Consider the following 19698-nt stretch of genomic DNA (forward strand, 5'->3'; position numbering starts at 1 on the left):
CTCGCAAACTATTACGGCAAGTTCCACAATCTTTTTACCTCAACGAGTTCCTGATCATTGAATTCCATTCTGTATACATCTGGTTTGGATGTGTGTAGTAAAAAATTCAAATCATACTGCTTGTCATAGTACCCCATCATTAAAGCCATTACAGCTCCATGAGTGCCTAATGCGACTTTCCGTCCTCGGTAGATTTTTAACAATTCCTTTAAGACCGTTATACTTCGGTTCTGACAAACTGCATTAGACTCTCCTCCCGTTAAAGCAAAGTTGGGATCAGAAAATGACTTATCTAACAAAGGGAATAATTCATGATCGGGCATTCGATTGTCTTCACTAGAAAAAATTCTTTCTTTAAGATCCTCGAATATTAAAACTTCTTGTCCTGAGCATTGAGCTAATTCTTGAACGGTTAGGATTGCCCGTTGATATGGACTTGAAACGAAAACCTCGATCCCCTCTCCTCTCAATAACTCAGTTATTTGAAAAGCATCTGACTTACCTTTATCAGTCAAACCTCTTGTTCTTTCATTTCCTTCTGTCTTTGGTGATTCGCCATGTCTCACCATGTAAATGAAAGTTTTCATATTAACCTCCACGGATCACCCGATAAACTTCTCAATCAACTGAGACACTAAGAGAATTACGCAAATGTTTAACATCACTCATCGGTGGCCGTCCAAACATGCGTCCATATTCTCGGCTGAACTGCGAAGGACTCTCATAGCCAACGCGAAAGCCTACAGTGGCGGCCTCCAATCCCTCCGAGAGCAGTAAGCGGCGTGCAGCCTGCAGTCGAATGGCCTTCTGATACTGCAGAGGACTTATAGCCGTTACCTTTTTAAAATGCTTGTGTAAGGAAGAAGGGCTCATGTTTACTTCCTTCGCCAATTCTTCGATCACAAGAGGCTTAGAGTAATCGCGGGTAATCAGATGGATCGCTTTGGAGATGCTATGTGCATAGCTGCCAACTACGGCAAATTGCCTGATTAAAGCTCCCTGCTCACCTTGTAATACACGATAAAGGATCTCGTGCGTGATAAGCGGCGCAAGAAACTGAATATCCGCAGGCGTATCCGAAAGTCTGACAAGCCGAAGCAGCGCATCAAGCAGCAGAGGGTCAAATTGGCTCACCAGTATGCCGCGTCCAGTCTTAACGTTACATGGAGGAGGACTCTTCTTGATAATGTCCAGGATGGCGTCTGGACTAATGGATAATTGAAGACTGAGATAAGGAAGCTCCGACGAGGCTTGAGTTATTTTACCAGTTACGGGAAGTTGAACTGATGTGACCATGTAGGTTGTTGGATCGTACACATAGTTTTCTCCAGCCAGCATTGCTGTCTTTGAGCCTTGCGCAACCACGTACAGGGAGGGCATATGGACCGTATGATTCAGCTCGGACACATGGCTTGCACGTCTGAAATAAAGTCCTGGCACAGACGAAACAAACGTACCGTCCGAAGACGCGCGTTGATCAATCAGACGAATCAGTTCTTGTAGATTCGTAGAAATATCAGAGGGGGGAGGAGACGAAACCATTCATGCTTCACCTTCCTTTCCGTTGAACGCTAATATTGATGTGCTAATTATATGCACGCCGAATAGGATTAGGCAAGAATTGGACTTGATCGGTCTACCTGTCTCAATTGAATTCTACTTAAAATTTACTTGCAAGGCCAACAAAGGGCCTAAGGCAAATAGATCAAAGAAAGAAGGATGGGGCTATGAGTTTGGAAGGAAGAATAGAGAACAAAGTCGTCGTGATTACAGGTGCAAGCAGCGGAATTGGAGAAGCAACAGCACTGTTGCTTGCCGAGCGTGGAGCAAAAGTCGTGCTTGGCGCGCGCGGGGTGGACCGCCTTGAAGCACTGGCGACACGTATTACGAATAGGGGTGGCGAAGCTGTCTATGCACGCACTGACGTGAGACGGCGCGAGGATCTATGCAACCTCGTTACTTTGGCTTGCGAACGATACGGGAAGCTGGATGTTCTCGTCAGCAACGCTGGCGTTATGCCTATATCCCCTCTCGATGATCTGCGCGTGGAAGATTGGGAGCACATGATTGACGTCAACATTAAAGGCGTTTTGTATGGCATTGCTGCAGCGTTGCCTGTCTTTCGCAAACAGGGTTTCGGACATTTCGTGAACACTGCTTCTACTGCAGGACACAAGACCGTTCCGAACCAGTCGGTCTACTCTGGTACGAAGTTTGCCGTACGCGCCATCTCAGAGGGGTTGCGCCAGGAGGCTGGTGATAAACTGCGCGTAACCATCATTTCGCCAGGTATTGTGCAGACAAATTTCACCGAAAGTTTAACAGACCCGGCTATAAGAGATCAACTCGCCGTCATCCGGGATAAACTAGCCATGACACCAGACGCGGTAGCCCGCGCAATTGGATTCGCAATTGAACAACCGGCTGACATTGATGTGAACGAAATCGTGATCCGTCCAACCGCACAAATATAACATAAATAGATAGGGGCACCTCCTCTTGTGAGTGCGCCCCTATCTATTCATACATAAAGCTTTACCATGGAAGCTGTTCATCCATGTGACATCGAAAATGCAGAAGGATTGCAAAACTTTGTTTTGTTAAACAAACATTTTTAGCGGTGGGGATTTTCTTCCCACCGCTTGGTGTTGTTGCTTATTGGACTCTAAAATATATCGTAAGATTACTGTGCTTTTTATTAAAAATATTTGGATGATCGAGTTACTAGCCATGTAAAAATTAACGATGAAGCGGTTCCCTTTCGCCCAGACCGAGCACCTCCGTTGTGGAGTCATAAATTTCTTGGTAAAGCTCTGGGTTTTCCGCTAGTGACACCCCATAAGAAGGAATCATTTCTTTTATTTTTGGTTCCCACTCTTCCATATGTTGTGGGAAGCATTTTTCCAATACTTCCAGCATAACGTGAACAGCAGTAGAAGCACCCGGAGAGGCGCCGAGCAGTGCAGCTATCGAACCATCAGCAGCACTAACCACTTCTGTACCAAATTGAAGTGTTCCTTTACCGCCCTCCGTATCTTTGATCACCTGCACACGTTGACCCGCTACCACGATCCCCCAGTCCTCGATTTTGGCGTTCGGAATAAACTCGCGTAATTCTTCCAGACGCTTTTCATTCGATAACATCACTTGCTGAATCAGGTATTTGGTCAATGCCATCTCTTTTGCGCCTGCCGCCAACATCGTGATGAGATTATTGGGTTTTACAGATCCGATCAAATCCAAATTTGAGCCCGTTTTCAAGAACTTCGGTGAGAAGCCGGCAAACGGTCCAAATAGCAGTGCTTTTTGGTTACCGATATATCTTGTATCCAGATGCGGAACAGACATGGGAGGAGCACCAACCTTAGCTTTACCGTATACTTTCGCATGATGCTGGGCGACAACCTTAGGATTGTTACATACCATAAATAGTCCACTTACCGGGAATCCCCCGATATATTTGGACTCAGGAATACCGGTTCTTTGTAGCAAAGGTAGACTTCCACCCCCACCACCGATAAAGACAAATTTGGCAGTATGGTATTCGATTTTACCGTTATCCAGATTATGGACTTTGACTTTCCACGAGCCGTCGCTCGCACGTTTAATATCCTTTACACTATGCTTGTAATTGATCTCAACGTTTTTACTTTTTAAATGCTCAAACAACATGCGTGTTAAAGCACCAAAGTTGACATCTGTTCCAGAGTCGATTTTGGTTGCCGCGATTGGTTCATTCAATGTACGGCCTTCCATAATTAGCGGAATCCATTCCTTCAGCTTTTCAGGGTCGTCGGAAAATTCCATGCCTTGAAATAGAGAAATAGTTGAAAGCGCTTTAAACCTTTTTTTCAAAAAAGATACATTTTTCTCTCCTGTTACCAAACTCATATGAGGTATTGGCTTGATAAAGTCCTGAGGATTACGAATCAAATGGCTGTTTACAAGAAAAGACCAAAACTGTCTTGAAAGCTGAAACTGCTCATTAATGTCTACAGCTTTACGAATATCTATAGATCCATCAGCTTTTTCGGATGTATAGTTCAGTTCGCACAGTGCAGCATGGCCTGTACCTGCATTATTCCATTCGTTAGAGCTTTCTTCTCCTGCGTTTGCGAGTTTCTCAAACACTTTAATTTCCCATTCTGGTGCTAACTCTTTCAGCAATGATCCCAGAGTCGCGCTCATGACTCCGGCACCAATTAAGATAACGTCTGTATTTTTCTGAATGCTATTCATAAAAACCTTCCTTATCTCTTATATTTGCAAAAAAGAGCAGGCCCTCCTGCTTAGGTGATACAAGAAGCAAGGCTCCACTCAGGAACATATCTTTTCTGTCTCTATTATAACTAAAATATAATCTTTTAAAAATTATATTGTCTATTATCTGATAATTATAAATCATTTCTGCTAAAAAGTGAGAATTTTCTTTGCAAAATAATAAGAATGAATCTCAACACGCTGTATTATTGGGGCTTCACTTACTAGCAGTAATAACAGACACTGACAATTCTTCGGTAAACACACCCGTGGAGTCCATATCTAGTAGAACAGATGTTAAATCATTTTCAAATCGTACTAAATTATCACCAAAAAGGCGTCTTGAAGCAAATGATGTAGAGTACAGATTTCCAATGATCGAATCAACAGTCCATGTATATGAATAACTCGGTAAAATATGTCTTTGGACATTTTTGAATCCAGATTTTCTTACAATATCCTCATACCTCTCCTTTGGGGGAGTGTAAGTGCTATTACCAGCTCTTCTTGCGTCTCCTAGCCAACGTCTCACTACTTCGTTGACCTTGAGTTGCCAAAGTAAGGGTTCCTGCTTCCCAGTATTATCAATAATAGCTACGCCACCATTAGTATCAGAACTGTTATACAGAATGTCAAGAATGGACTCTCTATCCATCCAATGAAATGCTTTCGCAATTATAACGAGGCGAAAGACACCCCAGTCACATACGCGCTCTTCCGCCCTTCCTTGTACCCATTTAACATTGTCCAACCTTTTATCACTGGACAAACGGTTTGCTTCATCTAGCATTTCTGATTCAGTATCTACACCTACTATTTCTTCAAACCAATCACTAAATCTTAGAGCTAGCTGACCCGTTCCACATCCTAAGTCAAGCAAGCGACCTTCCCCATTCAGAGAAAACTTGTTAACTAAAAACCGAATAAGCGACGAAGGATAAGGAGGTCGATACCTAGAGTAGTACCAAGCGGTACCTTTAAATAGATCTGGACCATAATCACTCATAGCTTATAACCTTCTCTCTACTGAACTTTTAAAACATGAGAGTCACAGGGCTGCCTGTAACGGCAAGTTTTTGGGCCAATCTTTACGGGACAGGCCCTTTCTAATTGCACTAACGTTTCCTCGAATGAGCTTCATGGTTTATAAATACTTCATCATGATATTCGAAACAGTCTGTTGTTGATTCACCCAATCATAATCGGAGTTATCCATAACAAACGATTGAAAAGGAAGTTGCTCAATAATTTGTAATTCTAGCTCTCGTCGATATTCAAGGAACTGAATATATCCCTCGTACCCATGAAGCCCCTTCTTCTTTCCATAATCTTGCTCTGTATGGTACCAAATCGTGAAATCTAACCATTCTTGAGATCTCATCGTTTTTACTCGCTCAATCGTCTCACGCACATCAGGTTGCTTCAAATAGAACAAAATTGGATTTAACTCCTGAATTTGCTCCGCAATCTGTAATACATGCCGAACAAATCGATCATTTCCAGCATCATGCCGGGCGAGTAATGCACACCCTGGGTTCTGTAAAAAACAGCATTCGAGTATGATTAGCTTTTCCTTTTCTCGCTGATCTTTAACAAAAGACTTCCAACGTTGGATCATCAATTCGCAGTACTTTTCCACGGGTACTCCATCGTAGATTTCATAACGCTGGATTTCCTCATACAAACTAGAAGGAATTTTATTTTGGGCTGATTGCTGCGCAAGCGCATATGCGATTAAAGAGTCGTTGCCATTCAAAGATACGAACGGATCAATGTAATGAAACACCTCGGAATAGATTGATCGGAGCCGATCAAGTTCTTCGTTCGGCATACATGCAACCGATTCATAATCAGCGGGATGCCGTAAATTTCCTTCTAAAAATAGTTCCGATTCTATTTGATGTGTATTTAACATGTCATGTATGTATCTAGATAATGTGGATTTGCCAGAGCCAGGTATGCCTTCGACGATAACCAATTTCGTTTTCGTAGCTGGTACATTCGCCATAGTATCACATCCTTATGAATTAAATGATTACCTTAAGGAGAATCCAATTATCTCGTTATATCGCCAGATAGCTTAGGAACCTTTCCTTTATCTCGACATCCTTAGAAAACCAATAAAAAGCATTGGATCCTAAGGACTGACCCAATGCTTTTATAGATGGCTATCTTCTAGTTATTTAATAATTACGTATTCCAGGTTAACCAGTTTTGCATAAGTCACAATTTGGTCTGTGGTTAGATTCAAGGAAACCACAGTATGGTGACCGCCACCGTTCTCAATCCATGCCTTAACTCCATCCTGGAAGTTAGGCTTCACGTTCCACAGTACACGGGCTACCGGAAGATTTGGAGCAGGAACTGTCGGTTCAAATGCCGTAACCTCATTGATCAGCAGTTTATAATGAGTGCCAAAGTCAGCCATAGAAACAACCACACCGTCTCCTGCCTTGCCGTCAAATACCAGACGGGCTGGATCTTCACGATCGCCGATACCTAACGGAGAAACGATGACTTTAGGCTTGTTGCTCGCCAACGTTGGGTCAACTTCAAGCATATGGGATTGAAGGATCGATTCCTGACCAGCCGCTAATTCATAGGTGTAGTCTTCCATAAAGCCAGTGGATTGGTTATGGCTCATGACTTTAAGCAGGCGATCGAGCGCTGCAGTCTTCCAGTCTCCTTCACCAGCAAATCCGTATCCTTGTGCCATCAAACGTTGAACGGCAAGACCAGGGAGCTGTTTCATACCATAGAGGTCTTCGAAGTTCGTAGTGAAGGCAGTATAGCCGCCATGATCCAGGAATCGTTTAATAGCAATTTCATAGCTTGCTTGCACTCTTACACTGGCTTCCCAAGCTTCCTTGCTATAAGTACCATAATCGAATTCATAAAGTTCAGAGTATTCCGCAAACAAAGCATCAATCTCTTCTTCTTTCACAGCATTGACGTACTGAACGAGGTCGCCAATTCCGAAGTAGTCAACAGTCCATCCAAATTGAATTTGGGCTTCGACCTTATCACCTTCCGTAACGCCAACATTACGCATATTGTCGCCAAAGCGGGCGACTTTGATATTGAAGCTTTCGTTATAAGCAACCGCTACATCCATCCACTCTGCGATTTGTTTTTGCACTTCTGCACGTTCCCAGTAACCTACAACCACTTTATTCTGTTTCTTCAAGCGGGCGTTGATAAACCCATATTCACGGTCACCATGAGCTGCCTGATTGAGGTTCATGAAGTCCATGTCAATTGTAGCCCAAGGAATGCTTTCATTGTACTGTGTGGCCAAATGAAGTAGCGGCTTTTGCAGCAATTTAGTACCGCGAATCCACATTTTTGCAGGTGAGAAAGTATGCATCCAAGTGATGACACCAGCAACCTCATCACGATAGTTGACTTCTTTCATAAGGCTGGTGATTTTGTCTGCACTAACCGCCAGATCTTGCAATACAAGCGGATAAGGCAGAACGCCGCTCTTATTTAGGGCATCGGTCATTTCTTGTGCGTGTGCTTTGACTTCTGCTAATGCTTCTTCTCCATACAGATGTTGTGAACCTACGACAAACCAGAACTGTTTTGTACCTACTGTTGACATAACATTCATCCTCTTTTCTTCGTTTGTTAGTTTAGTTGGTCTTACTTTTGCCCGTAGTAGGCGTCTTTCCCATGTTTGCGCAAATAGTGTTTATCTAGAATCCGCTGCGGCAATTCTTCGGCAAAATGATTCAATTCCCGTGCGAATAAATTCATTTTCGAAACTTCTTCCAATACGACGCTATTCATGACTGCAGATTTCGCATCCTTACCCCAAGTGAAGGGAGCATGACCCTTAAGCAGGACACCTGGCACTGCTAAAATATCCAGCCCGCGCTGCTCAAAAGTTTCGATGATGACACGGCCGGTTTCGGCTTCGTAGCCACGATCAATCTCCTCTTGTGTCAAGAAACGAGCACAGGGAACAGAACCATAGAAGGTGTCTGCATGAGTAGTCCCCATTACAGGTACATCCAGGCCTGCCTGAGCCCAAATCGTCGCCCAAGTCGAATGCGTATGCACAATACCGCCGATCTCTGCGTAGTGCTTGTAAAGTACGGCATGAGTCGGTGTATCCGATGAAGGTCTCATCTCTCCTTCAACAACATTGCCGTCAAAATCAACAACCACCATATCGCTAGGTTTCATCGTGTCATAACTAACACCACTCGGTTTGATAACGAATAAGCCACGCTCACGATCAACAGCGCTTACGTTACCCCAGGTGTATTTCACGAGTCCATGTTTAGGCAAATCCAGATTGGCTTGAAATACTTCTTCTTTCAGCTGCTCTAACACGTCAATTCCTCCAGTTTTCCACTAGATTATCTACAGCAGCCTGCTCAATCGCCAGGCCTTGTGTATAGCGTTCTAAGAATGTTTCGAATCCCTTAACATCGGAACCGTCAGGATGAATTTCTTGTCCCTCAACATCTCTAAATACTTTTTGGTCGAGGAAGTCTTCCAGACTTTCTTGTTGATCCTTGTTCATCATGTAAGAAGCCAGAATAGCCATACCCCACGCTCCGCCTTCTCCAGCTGTTGACATCACGGATACCGGGACATTCATAGCAGCCGCAACAATTTTTTGTCCGACGATAGGGGTTTTAAATAAACCACCGTGAGCCAGAATGCTGTCAATTGCGACGTATTCTTTCTTCGTCAAAATATCCATTCCGATTTTCAAAGCAGCAAATGCAGTGAACAGATGAGTCCGCATGAAATTGGCCAAATTGAAACGGCTCTCAGGAGAGCGGACAAACAACGGTCTGCCTTTCTCTATTCCGGTGATATTCTCCCCTGACAAATAGCCATAGCTGAGTAAACCACCGCCATCTGGATCCGCTTCCAAAGCCTTATTCAGCAACACACTGAACAATTGATTCGGATCCGCCTTGTGCCCCATGGCCTCATAGAATTCACGGAACAAGCCCAGCCAAGCATTGAGATCACTTGAACAGTTGTTGGCATGAACCATGCCGACCGGATTACCATTCGGTGTGGTCACCAGATCAATTTCCGGATATACCGCTGAAAGGTCCTTCTCTAATACAATCATGGCAAAAACCGAGGTTCCCACAGACACGTTGCCAGTACGTTTTCTCACACTATTCGTAGCGACCATTCCTGTTCCCGCATCACCTTCTGGAGGACAAAGCGGAATACCAGGTTGTAAATCTCCGGATTTATCTAAGATTTTCGCTCCCGCTGCGGTTAGTACACCTGCCTGCTCGCCTGAGATATGAACTTTAGGAATAATATCTTGTAACTTCCAATCGTAGCCTTTGGCTGCAATGAGTTCATCAAACTGCTTAACCATCGACTCGTTATAATCATGTGTAGTCTCATCAATTGGGAAAATCCCCGACGCGTCTCCGATACCAATTGCCTTATCGCCAGTCAGCAGCCAGTGGATATATCCAGCCAACGTCGTCATAAAATCAATATGAGGGACATGTTGCTCTTCGTTCAATATCGCTTGATACAAGTGAGCAATACTCCATCGCTCAGGAATGTTGAATTGAAATTTATCAGTTAAAGCTTTTGCTGCAACCCCGGTTGTCGCATTCCGCCAAGTCCGGAACGGAACAAGCAACTCACCCTTGCTGTCAAAAGCCATATAGCCGTGCATCATTGCAGAGAATCCTATAGAACCAACCGTACGAAGGGTGACTCCATATTTTTGCTCAACCTCTTGCTTCATTTCACGATAAGCCTCTTGCAGGCCCATAATAATACTCTCTAAGTTGTACGTCCAATATCCATCTACCAGGAGGTTTTCCCACTCATAGCTTCCAGATGCGATGGTTTCAAAACGATGATCAATCAGCACTGCCTTGATACGTGTGGATCCAAATTCGATACCAAGTGAGGTTTCTCCCTTAGTAATCGCTTGTTTAATGTCTTGATCCATGCTCACGTTACTCCTCTCTCTGAACAACTGTTATAATCGCATTAATTGAAAGAAGGCGCTTTCTTTTGTTTACAGCCTTAGTATATTTTTTGTGCGTACATTTGTCAACACAAAACCGTAGTTATACTTACAAATACTTTGACAAACCGAGTGTTTTTCTAGTTTTAACTTTAGTATTTATACAGATAGGACAATAGATTATAATAAACTCATAATTATGCTAAAATATGTACATACAAATATTATAGATGCATTAATTAGTATTAGAACAACTTGGAAAGAAGGAATAAAGTGAAACCAAAGTATCAGGTCATCCTTGAGGATATAAAAAGCAATATTCTTTCAGGGGCATACAGCGTAGGAGAACAAATTCCAACGGAATTCGCTTTGCAGGATAAGTATAAAGTTAGTCGCCAGACGGTTCGGAAGGCTATTTTGGAACTATCCAACGAAGGTTTCTTAAGAAGTGAAAAAGGATCTGGCACCTATGTCAGTAACCAATTCCGCTCAAAGACTGGTGGGAACTCCAGTAATAAAACCATCGGAGTCATCACGACCTACATCTCTGATTACATCTTCCCCTCGATAATTCGCGGGATTGAAGCCAGATTAAATGAAGATAATTATTCATTACTATTAGCGAGTACCAATAATGATGTCGCCCAGGAAAAGAAAGCCTTGGAGATGATGCTGTCCTTTGGTGTGGATGGTTTGATCATTGAGCCTACGAAGAGCAATCTATATAATCCCAATATCGCTTATTATCTGACGTTCAAGGAACAGGATGTTCCCTTCATCATGATTAATGCCTATTATGAAGAGTTGGAAGTTCCTTACTTCTGCCTCGATGACGTACAATCCAGCTATCTGGCAACCAAAGAATTGATCGCTAACGGACACACACAGATTGGTATCATTGCCAAAATGGACGATTTACAAGGAAAGTATCGAATGAAAGGCTATATCAAAGCGCTTGGAGAAGCCAAATTACGGTTTCACCCCGAGCAAGTGCTCTCATTCTATACTGAAACGAAGCAGGATTTGTCCACCAATTTGAGGAAATTTCTGACCGAACAAAGAGACGAGTTAAGCGCAATTGTCTGCTATAACGACGAGGTAGGATTAGAAGTTGTACATGTATGCAGACAACTTGGGATATTGGTGCCCGAAGACTTATCCATTATTGGTCAAGATAATTCCTATATTTCCAAGAATGCAAACATCAAACTAACGACATTAACGCACCCCCAGGAACAAATGGGACGTGATGCCGCCGATTGGGTTATTAAGAAACTTCAAGGGAAAAAGGATCTACGTAACCACACCTATTATCAGCCTGTGTTAATTGAAGGAGAGACGGTTAAGAAGAAACTGAAGTGAAAAAGGATATGTAACTGTGGTGAATTTCCGTTTTTTCTGAATGAACCATCGCCCTTTAAACCTAGTGCCTAATTGTCATATGACACTTTGGAGTGACTTGGTATGGTGGGTGGCGAAATGTAACTTGTTGGTATGACAAGTCCTTTGCCATACTTGGTTTTGCCGGACGCTATAAGGCAAAAATACATTTCAAGGAGAAATCATTCATGAAAAAAATGATTCACACCAGTCTCGCGGTTCTACTATTATCTGCTACGGTAACTACCGCGTGTATGGCACCCAACGGCGCATCAGTTGCCGCACCCGTTAACGTACCAGTTGCATCTGAGAAGGCTAGCTTGGAGGGACCGCGAGATGCTAAGGAACTAGAAGCTTTTGCAGATGGCGTTTTTGCGGACAAGATGAAGAAGTATAATACAGTTGGTTCTAATTTTGTGGTCGTTGCAGGTGGGAAAGTGATGCTAAGCAAAGGTTACGGGTATGCCGACAAGGGCAAAAAAATTCCTGTTGATAAAAATACCGTTTTCCAAATCGGCTCTGTTACAAAGTCATTCACTGCATTGGCAGCTATGCAGTTGGTCGATAAGGGGAAAATGGATTTAAAACGCGATATCCAAGAGTATTTAGGAGGAATAAAGGTTCCGAATAAAACAGGAAAAAAACTGACGATGTTTGATCTACTTACATATTCAAGTGGATTTGATGAACCAGATATTTCCATGGAAATGCATCCAGAATACGCGGACAAATATTTTCCGATGAAGAAGTTCATCGCATCAAATATGCCAACTGTTGTCAGGACTCCAGGAGAAGCGTACACTTATGACAATTTTGGTTTCATGCTAGCGGGATATGCTGTAGCAAACGTAACGGGTATGTCATATTCCAAATATATGGAAAAGAATATTTTCAAACCGTTAGGCATGAATTCGACGAATGTGCGGTTTACCCCCCAATTGTTAAGCAGAATGGCTGCTCACTATGGACCAACAGGCGAACTGATACCCTTGGACGGGTTTAAACCAACGGAAAAACCTGAAGGCGGTATCGTCTCAACAGCAGATGACATGGCGAAGTACCTTATTATGCACCTGAACAAAGGCAAGTACAAAGGTAAAGAAGTAGTGAGTCCAAAGAGCATAGAGCAAATGCACACATACCAATTATTCCCTGATAAGGAGTTCCCGGTCACAACAATTGGATTCGAAGGCTACTTCAAAGAGAAGATGAATAATCAGCATGTGATTCTAAAAGGAGGAAATGTTACAGGGCATTCTTCCTTGATTGTTATTCTGCCTGAGAAGAATACAGCAATGTACATGTCCTACAATAACGACTCCATGATGAGTCTTGACGTGTATGAAGAATTTATGAATCATTATTATCCGAGAAAATCAGAACTTCCAAAGTCAACCTACGCGACAATAAGTGAGCAGCAGGCCCAAGACTACGTGGGATTATACCAAAACACGCGTATCGCTGCCTTAAGGACGAAGGTTTCGTATTCGGACGGGAAATTAATAATGGAGACAGGAACATCAGGCAAACATACACTAAAAATGATCCACCCTTTATTATTTGAAGATGAATCAGGTAATAAATTGACGTTTAATAAAAATCAAGCAGGCCATATTGCATATTTGTATTACATGCAACTCCCAGACCTCGTTGCTTATGCGCAAAAAATAAACATTGATTCACCATTTTCTGATGTACCTGCGGATAGTAAATATATTCCATATATAAACAACCTTAATGCTTTGAAAGTCATGAGCGGAAAATCAGCCCACCTCTTCGATCCGAAAGGAACGATGACTCAGAGAGAATTCTCAGAAGTGCTGCTGCGCGCCCACGGGTGGTATAAACAACCTTTCATGATTGAACCGAATACAAAACAGATGATGGCCGGACTACGTAATTATCAGCCTAATTCTCCTATCACTAGACAAATGGCGGCGGTAATGATCCAGAACCTGAAACAGGTTGAGCCTGGAATTAAGGTTAAATTGGGTGGCGAAACGGATGCTTGGGCAGTTAAAGCCATCACAGCTCTTGTTTCCCAAGGTATCATGGACCCGAATACCAAGATCAATTTAGACGGCTCCATAGACTTCCGCTCCAAACAGCTTTTGAAGCGTCAAGAAGCCAGTGCCTTGTTGGATCAAGCATTTAATTACTATACGTTGCCAATCAGTCACTAATTCAAAAGGATTAAGTAAATTTTCTACCGTAAAGGACAGTGCTTACTTCGGGATTAACGAAAAAAGCGCGAGTGCAGAGGGGATTTCCCCATGACTCGCGCTTTTTGGTTCATCTCGCCCATTTAAGAATGTTATGGGCAAGCAAAAGCCAACCGATAAGGGCACGGTACTAGCAGGCACCTAAGGAGGCGTACCGAAAGTTATTCCATAAGCCCTGCCTCCCGGGCCTTTTGCACTGCTTCCTCCCGGTTGCGAACCCCCAGCTTCAGATAGACCGATGACGCATAGTTTCTAACCGTACCATCGGATAAATACAATTTGGAAGCAATGGTTTTATATCGCAGTCCTTTCGACACGAACTGTAAAATTTCAAGCTCCCGTGAAGTTAAATCATAGGTCGCAGCCACTTTGGTTGTCGACGGAACGTCTCCGCTCTTGGCGGCTTCCAGCTGAGCAAACAATTTGTGCGACATCTCCTGATCGATCAGCGTGCCTCCGCGATAGACCGTACGTATTGTTTCGGCGAGCTCTACCGGCTTCATCGACTTCAATAGGTATCCGTCCGCTCCGCTTCGCAGCGCTTCCAAAGCCTGTCCAGTATCTTCGAACGTGGTGAGAATCAAGATGCGGATGTGGGGCCACGTTTGTTTTATGGTACGGGATGCGGAGATTCCGTCCAGGTTCGGCATGTCCAAATCCATGAGCACCAGCTGAGGCTGAACCTGCCTGCACAGTTCGATGGCTTGCTCGCCATCTTCTGCCACCCCGACGACTTGCAAATCTTGCTGCTCCTCGAGAAGAGTCCGTAGACTTTCACGGATAAAAGGCTGGTCATCGACGACCAACAGACGGATGACATCATCCTTAAGCTCCGTTTGTCGTGGCAGGGTGCAGGTAACGAGGGTGCCTTCGCCCGGTTGGGTATAGACGCCAACATGACCTTGCAAATTCATCGCTCGCTCTTTCATGGCGTTCAAGCCGAAACCATCCCGTCCATGTTCCATCCCACGGCCGTTATCTTGAATTTCCAGCCTCGTCTGCTGAGGCTCGAATTGCACCGAAACCGTAATCTCCGTCGAGTGTCCATGACGCACGGCATTCGTCAATGATTCTTGCAAGCAGCGATACAGCGCTATCTTCGCTTGCTTCGTTACAGGGTATTCCTCCCCGAAGGCCTGGAAACGAACCGACACCTTAGCATGCTCCTGAAACTCCTCTGCCAGCTTCCGCAAAGACTGAAGCAGTGGGAGTTCTTCATGCGGCGATTCGATTTGATGCACATAGCCTCTCACTTCATCCATATTTTCCCGGGCCAGGTTCAATAGGGAATCGAGCCGTTTCGTTCCTGTATCCGTCTCTAGCTCAGGGCGCAAGGTTTCCAACCCCATAATGAGGGAAGTGTACGCATGACCGACGGTATCATGGAGCTCTTTGGAGAGCCGATTCCGCTCTTCGGCCAGCGTGATGCGCTCGATTTGGGACAAGTACTGCTCCAGCACCGCATTTTGCTCGCGTATAATTTCACTTTGACGATGATTGACCATCAATAAATGGAAGGAAAATCCGAATGCATAAGCCGTCCCGAATTGAATGGTCATAATCCAAAAATCAATCTGCTCTGCAAGCAGCTTAACTATAGCGGGTAGGAGCAGTATGGATAAAGGACCTGACCAAAGATATGTTCTTTGTTTGCTATTAGAGGCAATCAAAAATGCATATACCAGGAATGTGAGGTAGGCTTCTGGAAAGAACAAAACTAAATACAGGCAGAGCCCGCCCGGGATCACAATCTCGGTAAGCAGGTAGTATCTATAATTGAGCTGCAAGCACAGCCAGGGAACGGAAAAAGCAATAAGCTGCCAAAACACAAGAACCCAAAGCGGCAGCGTGAAATGAGCTTGCCGCTCTATGATAGTGAGCAGGAGAGAAGTACTGCAAATCAGGCGGATCATAAGCATGAACCAGTCGTACCAGAACCACTGCTTTACCATATCGAACAAAACCATCAACCCCTAAGAACTATCAGTATGACATTACGTAACTATTATAGAGCAGATCATCATCCAACAATACTTTTAAATCCAGACCGGGACATTCCGGCTACCGGTTCACACTCTTGATCATACGACGGGTGTAGCCTCCTAGCATGCGCGTGAAGCTGTTCGCAAGCCTGTAGCTCACCATAGTGAATATGACTCCTGAGGCCGAAACCAGTACGGATTTTATCACAGTATCTATAGGTACACCCATAAAATAATAATTAAATAGCGGAAAGAGGAGCGGGGTCGCAATCATTGCGAGTGGAGTTATATAAAGCAAGGCTGCACTAATGAGGCTTAAAATCCCCACCGGAAGCTTCAGCATCAGCCAGCCGATAGCGATCCAGTTGCGCCGATTTAGCAGCTCCTTCCTTGCTTGAAGCCAGATAGAGGCATCGGTGTTTATTGGTTTAACGTAAAACTCTGTGGTAATATCCGTATAGATCTTGGTCTGTGTGCGTTCAAATTGCAGGAAGGTGTTTGTAGTTCGCAAAATGCGAGTAATCAGAGGAACGCCCGCGACGGTAAACGAAAGACTCAAGCCTAATGTAAGAGCGACCAGATAAAAGCAAAAGTAAAACAATCCGGTAGCGAAAGTAAGCAGTAGGAAATAGCCATTTTGAATAAAGCTGACGACGGTTCTTGTCATCAAAGAGCTCACATCCTTTACAAGTAGTCATCGTATCCTACGGCTCTTGATGTCAAATCCGCCAGTGCCATAATGTCATATGACACAAAGCGAAAGCGGTCTGCGAACCTAATGGGGAAAAACAACAGTAGTTACTGTGTGTACGGCAATTTTGGATCGCACGGCTAAACAAAAACTGCCCACCAAAAACTTAGAAGCTTGAAATTTACACTATCCATATATTGAGCTTGTCATTATAAATTGAATAACATTTAGAGATACGTAGAAACCTTATCTCTTGACATTTTATGGAGAATACTATATATATTCAAAGCCAATACGAAAGACAGGAAGGGAGGATCTGCATGCACAGAGTGATCAAAATCAAATTTACGCTCTTTTACGGTGAAGTTCCTGAAGCAAAATATTACGGGTACTTGGAGTTGAATCAGGATGGCAATATGATCGCGCTCTACAATAGGTACGGTGAGGAAATAGACATGTATGGCGGACATGAATTTGTTAGGGTAAGGACACTTGGCAAATTTGATGACCAAGACCGTGATAATTTTTATTCTTTGTTAGAAAGTGATGGTGTAGGATAATCTGCACGATAGGCTGACGATTCCAGTGCCAAGGCACTACGAAAAGTCAGCCTTTTTGATTTTATTTGCCTTATAGAGTTGACCGGCACGTTATCATAATCCCCTAACCTCATCTTGTCAAGAAATAATGCGCGAATGAGCGACACCGTGGTGGAGCCCCCCTTATGCTTTCGAAATATGAATGAATTTCCGAGTATGATGGGCAATTTCGCTTTTTCCAATTCATCCCACTCCACGTAAAATGATCTTCAGGCGTTGCGGGTTAAGCGATATACAAACAATGGACGGAACGTAATGAACAATCGGGAGGTAGAAGATGGACAATCAGGCTCAAGATGCAAGAGGAATGAAGAGAGGGGCAATATTAACCGCTCTACTCATCGGTACATTTGTCGCGTTTCTTAACGAAAATTTACTTACCCATGCGTTTCCTGCGTTGATGAGAGAATTTAACGTTGCTGCTTCGACCATACAATGGTTATCGACGGGGTATATGCTCGTGATCGGCGTACTGGTGCCGGTGACCGCATTACTACAGCAATGGTTCACGACTCGCCAGATGTTTATGTCTGCGATGGCGTTATTTTTGGCCGGTACCTGCTTGTGTGCAGTATCCCCGGGATTCGGAATCTTGCTGATGGGCAGGGTTGTTCAGGCTTGCGGGACAGGATTATTCATCCCGTTGATGATGAATACGATTCTCGCTCTCTATCCTCCAGAACGTCGGGGTGCCGCCATGGGTCTCATGGGGCTGGTCATCATGGTCGCCCCTGTCATCGGGCCGGCTTTGTCTGGCTTAATTATCGATACCTTTCAATGGCGATGGCTGTTCTACATGGTGATTCCTGTCGCACTGTTTTCGATGATTTATGCATTCGTGTACTTAAAGAATGTGACAGAACTGACCAAGCCAAGGGTCGATCTTGTATCCATTGTGATGTCAACCGTCGGTTTCGGCTGCGTCACCTATGGCTTCAGCCAAACAAGTGTCTCTCTTGAGCCAGAAGGTTACGGATCGATTGCAATAGGTAGCCTTTTCTTGCTCTTGCTTGTATGGCGCCAGCTTAAGATCAAAGAGCCGTTGATCAATCTTTCCGTATTCCGGCATTCCACTTTTTCTCTGGTTGCGGTATTGATTGTAATTCTGATGATGGTTCTATTCGCCACAACAACATTGCTGCCGTTCTATATGCAGGATGTGATGAAGTTGACAGCATTCGCGACAGGCTTACTTCTAATGCCAGGTAGCATTTTGAACGGAATGCTGATGCCGGTATCGGGGAAATTACTCGATAAATTCGGGCCGAGACTCGTCATTGTGCCCGGACTATTCCTGATCGCCATATCGTTGTGGCTGTTTACCGGCATCGACAGTGATACAACACAAGGTTCCGTTCTGTTCAATCATATCCTCTTATTCTTAGGCATGTCATTCGTCGTCATGCCGGCTCAGACGACAGGATTGAATCAACTTCCACGTCACCTAGTTCCTCATGGTACAGCCATATATAATACGCTCCAACAGATTGCAGGGGGAATTGGCATCGCATTGTTCGTCGGCATCATGTCGTCTGGAGCCAATCATTATCTTCACCATTCGCTCAATCCCACTGCGATGCATGAGAAGACACAAAGCATGGTTTCCGGTCTACAAACGGTTTTTTGGATTGAATTTATTCTGGCAATACTTATTCTGGCGCTGGGTTGGTTTATAAAAAAGCCACCTGAACATAATTAATTCATTACTAGGCACAGATTGAATCATAAGTTTAAAACCGTACAAGAAGCATGGGCTGTCTCATAAGGGGCGGCCTTTTATTTCGTTGTACCTTAGAACCGCTAACTATAAGGAGAGCTGATTTCTGCCTAAAGTTTATTTTCGAGAATCAAGGATAAACATAGATGCATCTTGTCCCATGAATATTTTACTTGCATTATAAAAAGTTTTGGATTGAATCTCTCTATACCCTATTTTAGTCATAATGTCAGCCAGCTCTTCTTGATTAAACCCGTTATGAACTATATCTGAAACTACTTTTTCATTTTTATTAAAATCTACGATTAGTAAATGTCCTCCTTCATTTAGAACATCAAATAATCTGGATAAAACAAATTCAACATCATGAATATGGAGCAGAACCTGAGCCATAAAAATATAGTCCGCATGTAAATCCGTTAGACCTTCCTTTTCAAAGTCAAAACATAATGTATCTGCATTCTGAATGTGAAGATCAGTAATTTTTTGCTTTATTTGATTAATCATGTTTTGTGAAGTATCCAGAAAAAGCATAGAATTAAAATCATTTAACAAGCTCATTCCGACAAGACCTGTTCCACACCCAAAATCAATAGCATTCTTACTATTAGCGTCAACTACATACTCACGAATGGCATCAGATGATGCCTTTGCAATTTGAATTCTTTCAGAAGTGTCATATACATTAGCTATCATTTCAAACTTATCCGTATTTCCCATGATTACCTCCCCAATCCGCCTTAATAAAAAACACAACAATATAGAATGATATTCTATCGAAGCATTTGCATTTAGTCCACATTCTAATTCATGCTTATGGAAAACAAAACTGTTTTGCTTCAAAATTTCCGCCCTTATTTGTGATACGGTTCA

16 protein-coding genes are annotated in these 19698 nt (G+C 43.5%); 5 read left to right on the plus strand and 11 right to left on the minus strand.

The genetic code is table 11. The annotated features are described in order from the left end of the window. Nucleotides 1-11: 11 nt before the first annotated feature. Together MKY16_RS24730 and MKY16_RS24735 are read right to left on the minus strand one after the other, a co-directional pair. Nucleotides 12-587, minus strand: a complete 576-nt coding sequence (locus MKY16_RS24730) for a histidine phosphatase family protein (protein ID WP_340957472.1) — start codon at nucleotides 585-587, stop codon at nucleotides 12-14. 31 nt (nucleotides 588-618) lie between these two features. Beyond that, nucleotides 619-1542: an AraC family transcriptional regulator gene (locus MKY16_RS24735; RefSeq protein ID WP_029518889.1), complete on the minus strand. Its 924-nt coding sequence runs from the start codon at nucleotides 1540-1542 to the stop codon at nucleotides 619-621. Nucleotides 1543-1727: 185 nt separating this feature from the next. Here MKY16_RS24735 and MKY16_RS24740 point away from each other — a divergent pair, with 185 nt between their 5' ends. Next, complete coding sequence (locus MKY16_RS24740; protein ID WP_049817054.1) at nucleotides 1728-2474, plus strand: SDR family oxidoreductase; 747 nt, start codon at nucleotides 1728-1730, stop codon at nucleotides 2472-2474. A gap of 265 nt (nucleotides 2475-2739) precedes the next feature. Here MKY16_RS24740 and MKY16_RS24745 read toward each other — a convergent pair whose 3' ends face one another. The 6 genes from MKY16_RS24745 to MKY16_RS24770 form a co-directional block, all read right to left on the minus strand. Next, nucleotides 2740-4239: a malate:quinone oxidoreductase gene (locus tag MKY16_RS24745; protein ID WP_029518891.1), complete on the minus strand. Its 1500-nt coding sequence runs from the start codon at nucleotides 4237-4239 to the stop codon at nucleotides 2740-2742. A gap of 238 nt (nucleotides 4240-4477) precedes the next feature. Further along, nucleotides 4478-5266, minus strand: a complete 789-nt coding sequence (locus MKY16_RS24750; protein ID WP_029518892.1) for a class I SAM-dependent methyltransferase — start codon at nucleotides 5264-5266, stop codon at nucleotides 4478-4480. Between the two features lie 138 nt (nucleotides 5267-5404). Then, nucleotides 5405-6268, minus strand: a complete 864-nt coding sequence (locus tag MKY16_RS24755) for a hypothetical protein (protein WP_340957474.1) — start codon at nucleotides 6266-6268, stop codon at nucleotides 5405-5407. A gap of 171 nt (nucleotides 6269-6439) precedes the next feature. Continuing rightward, on the minus strand, nucleotides 6440-7864 hold the full coding sequence (gene araA, locus MKY16_RS24760; protein WP_029518894.1) for an L-arabinose isomerase: 1425 nt from the start codon (nucleotides 7862-7864) through the stop codon (nucleotides 6440-6442). Nucleotides 7865-7905: 41 nt separating this feature from the next. After that, a complete protein-coding gene (locus MKY16_RS24765) occupies nucleotides 7906-8601 on the minus strand; it encodes an L-ribulose-5-phosphate 4-epimerase (RefSeq protein ID WP_013373853.1) in 696 nt (231 codons plus the stop codon). A 1-nt stretch (nucleotide 8602) separates the two neighbouring features. Continuing rightward, nucleotides 8603-10216, minus strand: coding sequence for a xylulokinase (locus MKY16_RS24770; protein ID WP_029518895.1), 1614 nt, complete (start codon nucleotides 10214-10216; stop codon nucleotides 8603-8605). A 291-nt stretch (nucleotides 10217-10507) separates the two neighbouring features. On the opposite strand from MKY16_RS24770, the gene MKY16_RS24775 reads away from it, so the two are divergent. Both MKY16_RS24775 and MKY16_RS24780 read left to right on the plus strand, forming a co-directional pair. Beyond that, a complete protein-coding gene (locus MKY16_RS24775; protein ID WP_029518896.1) occupies nucleotides 10508-11596 on the plus strand; it encodes a GntR family transcriptional regulator in 1089 nt (362 codons plus the stop codon). Between the two features lie 206 nt (nucleotides 11597-11802). After that, nucleotides 11803-13797, plus strand: a complete 1995-nt coding sequence (locus tag MKY16_RS24780; RefSeq protein WP_029518897.1) for a serine hydrolase — start codon at nucleotides 11803-11805, stop codon at nucleotides 13795-13797. 200 nt (nucleotides 13798-13997) lie between these two features. Here MKY16_RS24780 and MKY16_RS24785 read toward each other — a convergent pair whose 3' ends face one another. Both MKY16_RS24785 and MKY16_RS24790 read right to left on the minus strand, forming a co-directional pair. After that, entirely contained in the window at nucleotides 13998-15797 is a 1800-nt protein-coding gene (locus MKY16_RS24785; protein ID WP_340933756.1) for a hybrid sensor histidine kinase/response regulator transcription factor, read from the minus strand. A gap of 100 nt (nucleotides 15798-15897) precedes the next feature. Beyond that, nucleotides 15898-16485: a sensor domain-containing protein gene (locus MKY16_RS24790; protein ID WP_340957636.1), complete on the minus strand. Its 588-nt coding sequence runs from the start codon at nucleotides 16483-16485 to the stop codon at nucleotides 15898-15900. Between the two features lie 344 nt (nucleotides 16486-16829). Between MKY16_RS24790 and MKY16_RS24795 the strand changes: the two genes are divergently transcribed. Both MKY16_RS24795 and MKY16_RS24800 read left to right on the plus strand, forming a co-directional pair. Continuing rightward, the gene (locus MKY16_RS24795) at nucleotides 16830-17069 is read left to right on the plus strand and encodes a hypothetical protein (protein ID WP_029518900.1); all 240 of its coding nucleotides are present in this window, start codon (nucleotides 16830-16832) and stop codon (nucleotides 17067-17069) included. Nucleotides 17070-17385: 316 nt separating this feature from the next. Further along, nucleotides 17386-18807 (plus strand): MDR family MFS transporter, encoded by a 1422-nt coding sequence (locus tag MKY16_RS24800; protein WP_340957476.1) that lies wholly within the window; start codon nucleotides 17386-17388, stop codon nucleotides 18805-18807. Nucleotides 18808-18942: 135 nt separating this feature from the next. Here the strand turns inward: MKY16_RS24800 and MKY16_RS24805 are convergent, their stop codons facing one another. Further along, the gene (locus MKY16_RS24805; RefSeq protein ID WP_340957479.1) at nucleotides 18943-19545 is read right to left on the minus strand and encodes a class I SAM-dependent methyltransferase; all 603 of its coding nucleotides are present in this window, start codon (nucleotides 19543-19545) and stop codon (nucleotides 18943-18945) included. Between the last annotated feature and the right edge of the window lie 153 nt (nucleotides 19546-19698).

It is taken from the genome of Paenibacillus sp. FSL L8-0641, assembly GCF_038006265.1.
Lineage (GTDB): Bacteria > Bacillota > Bacilli > Paenibacillales > Paenibacillaceae > Paenibacillus > Paenibacillus polymyxa_D.

Bases quoted from the DNA above. Each gene is read 5' to 3' on its own strand.
- MKY16_RS24795 (WP_029518900.1), top strand. From the start codon at position 16,830: ATGCACAGAGTGATCAAAATCAAATTTACGCTCTTTTACGGTGAAGTT.
- MKY16_RS24790 (WP_340957636.1), bottom strand. From the start codon at position 16,485: ATGACAAGAACCGTCGTCAGCTTTATTCAAAATGGCTATTTCCTACTG.
- MKY16_RS24780 (WP_029518897.1), top strand. From the start codon at position 11,803: ATGAAAAAAATGATTCACACCAGTCTCGCGGTTCTACTATTATCTGCT.
- MKY16_RS24735 (WP_029518889.1), bottom strand. From the start codon at position 1,542: ATGGTTTCGTCTCCTCCCCCCTCTGATATTTCTACGAATCTACAAGAA.
- MKY16_RS24805 (WP_340957479.1), bottom strand. From the start codon at position 19,545: ATGGGAAATACGGATAAGTTTGAAATGATAGCTAATGTATATGACACT.
- MKY16_RS24740 (WP_049817054.1), top strand. From the start codon at position 1,728: ATGAGTTTGGAAGGAAGAATAGAGAACAAAGTCGTCGTGATTACAGGT.
- araA (WP_029518894.1), bottom strand. From the start codon at position 7,864: ATGTCAACAGTAGGTACAAAACAGTTCTGGTTTGTCGTAGGTTCACAA.
- MKY16_RS24755 (WP_340957474.1), bottom strand. From the start codon at position 6,268: ATGGCGAATGTACCAGCTACGAAAACGAAATTGGTTATCGTCGAAGGC.
- MKY16_RS24750 (WP_029518892.1), bottom strand. From the start codon at position 5,266: ATGAGTGATTATGGTCCAGATCTATTTAAAGGTACCGCTTGGTACTAC.
- MKY16_RS24800 (WP_340957476.1), top strand. From the start codon at position 17,386: ATGGACAATCAGGCTCAAGATGCAAGAGGAATGAAGAGAGGGGCAATA.
- MKY16_RS24745 (WP_029518891.1), bottom strand. From the start codon at position 4,239: ATGAATAGCATTCAGAAAAATACAGACGTTATCTTAATTGGTGCCGGA.
- MKY16_RS24730 (WP_340957472.1), bottom strand. From the start codon at position 587: ATGAAAACTTTCATTTACATGGTGAGACATGGCGAATCACCAAAGACA.
- MKY16_RS24770 (WP_029518895.1), bottom strand. From the start codon at position 10,216: ATGGATCAAGACATTAAACAAGCGATTACTAAGGGAGAAACCTCACTT.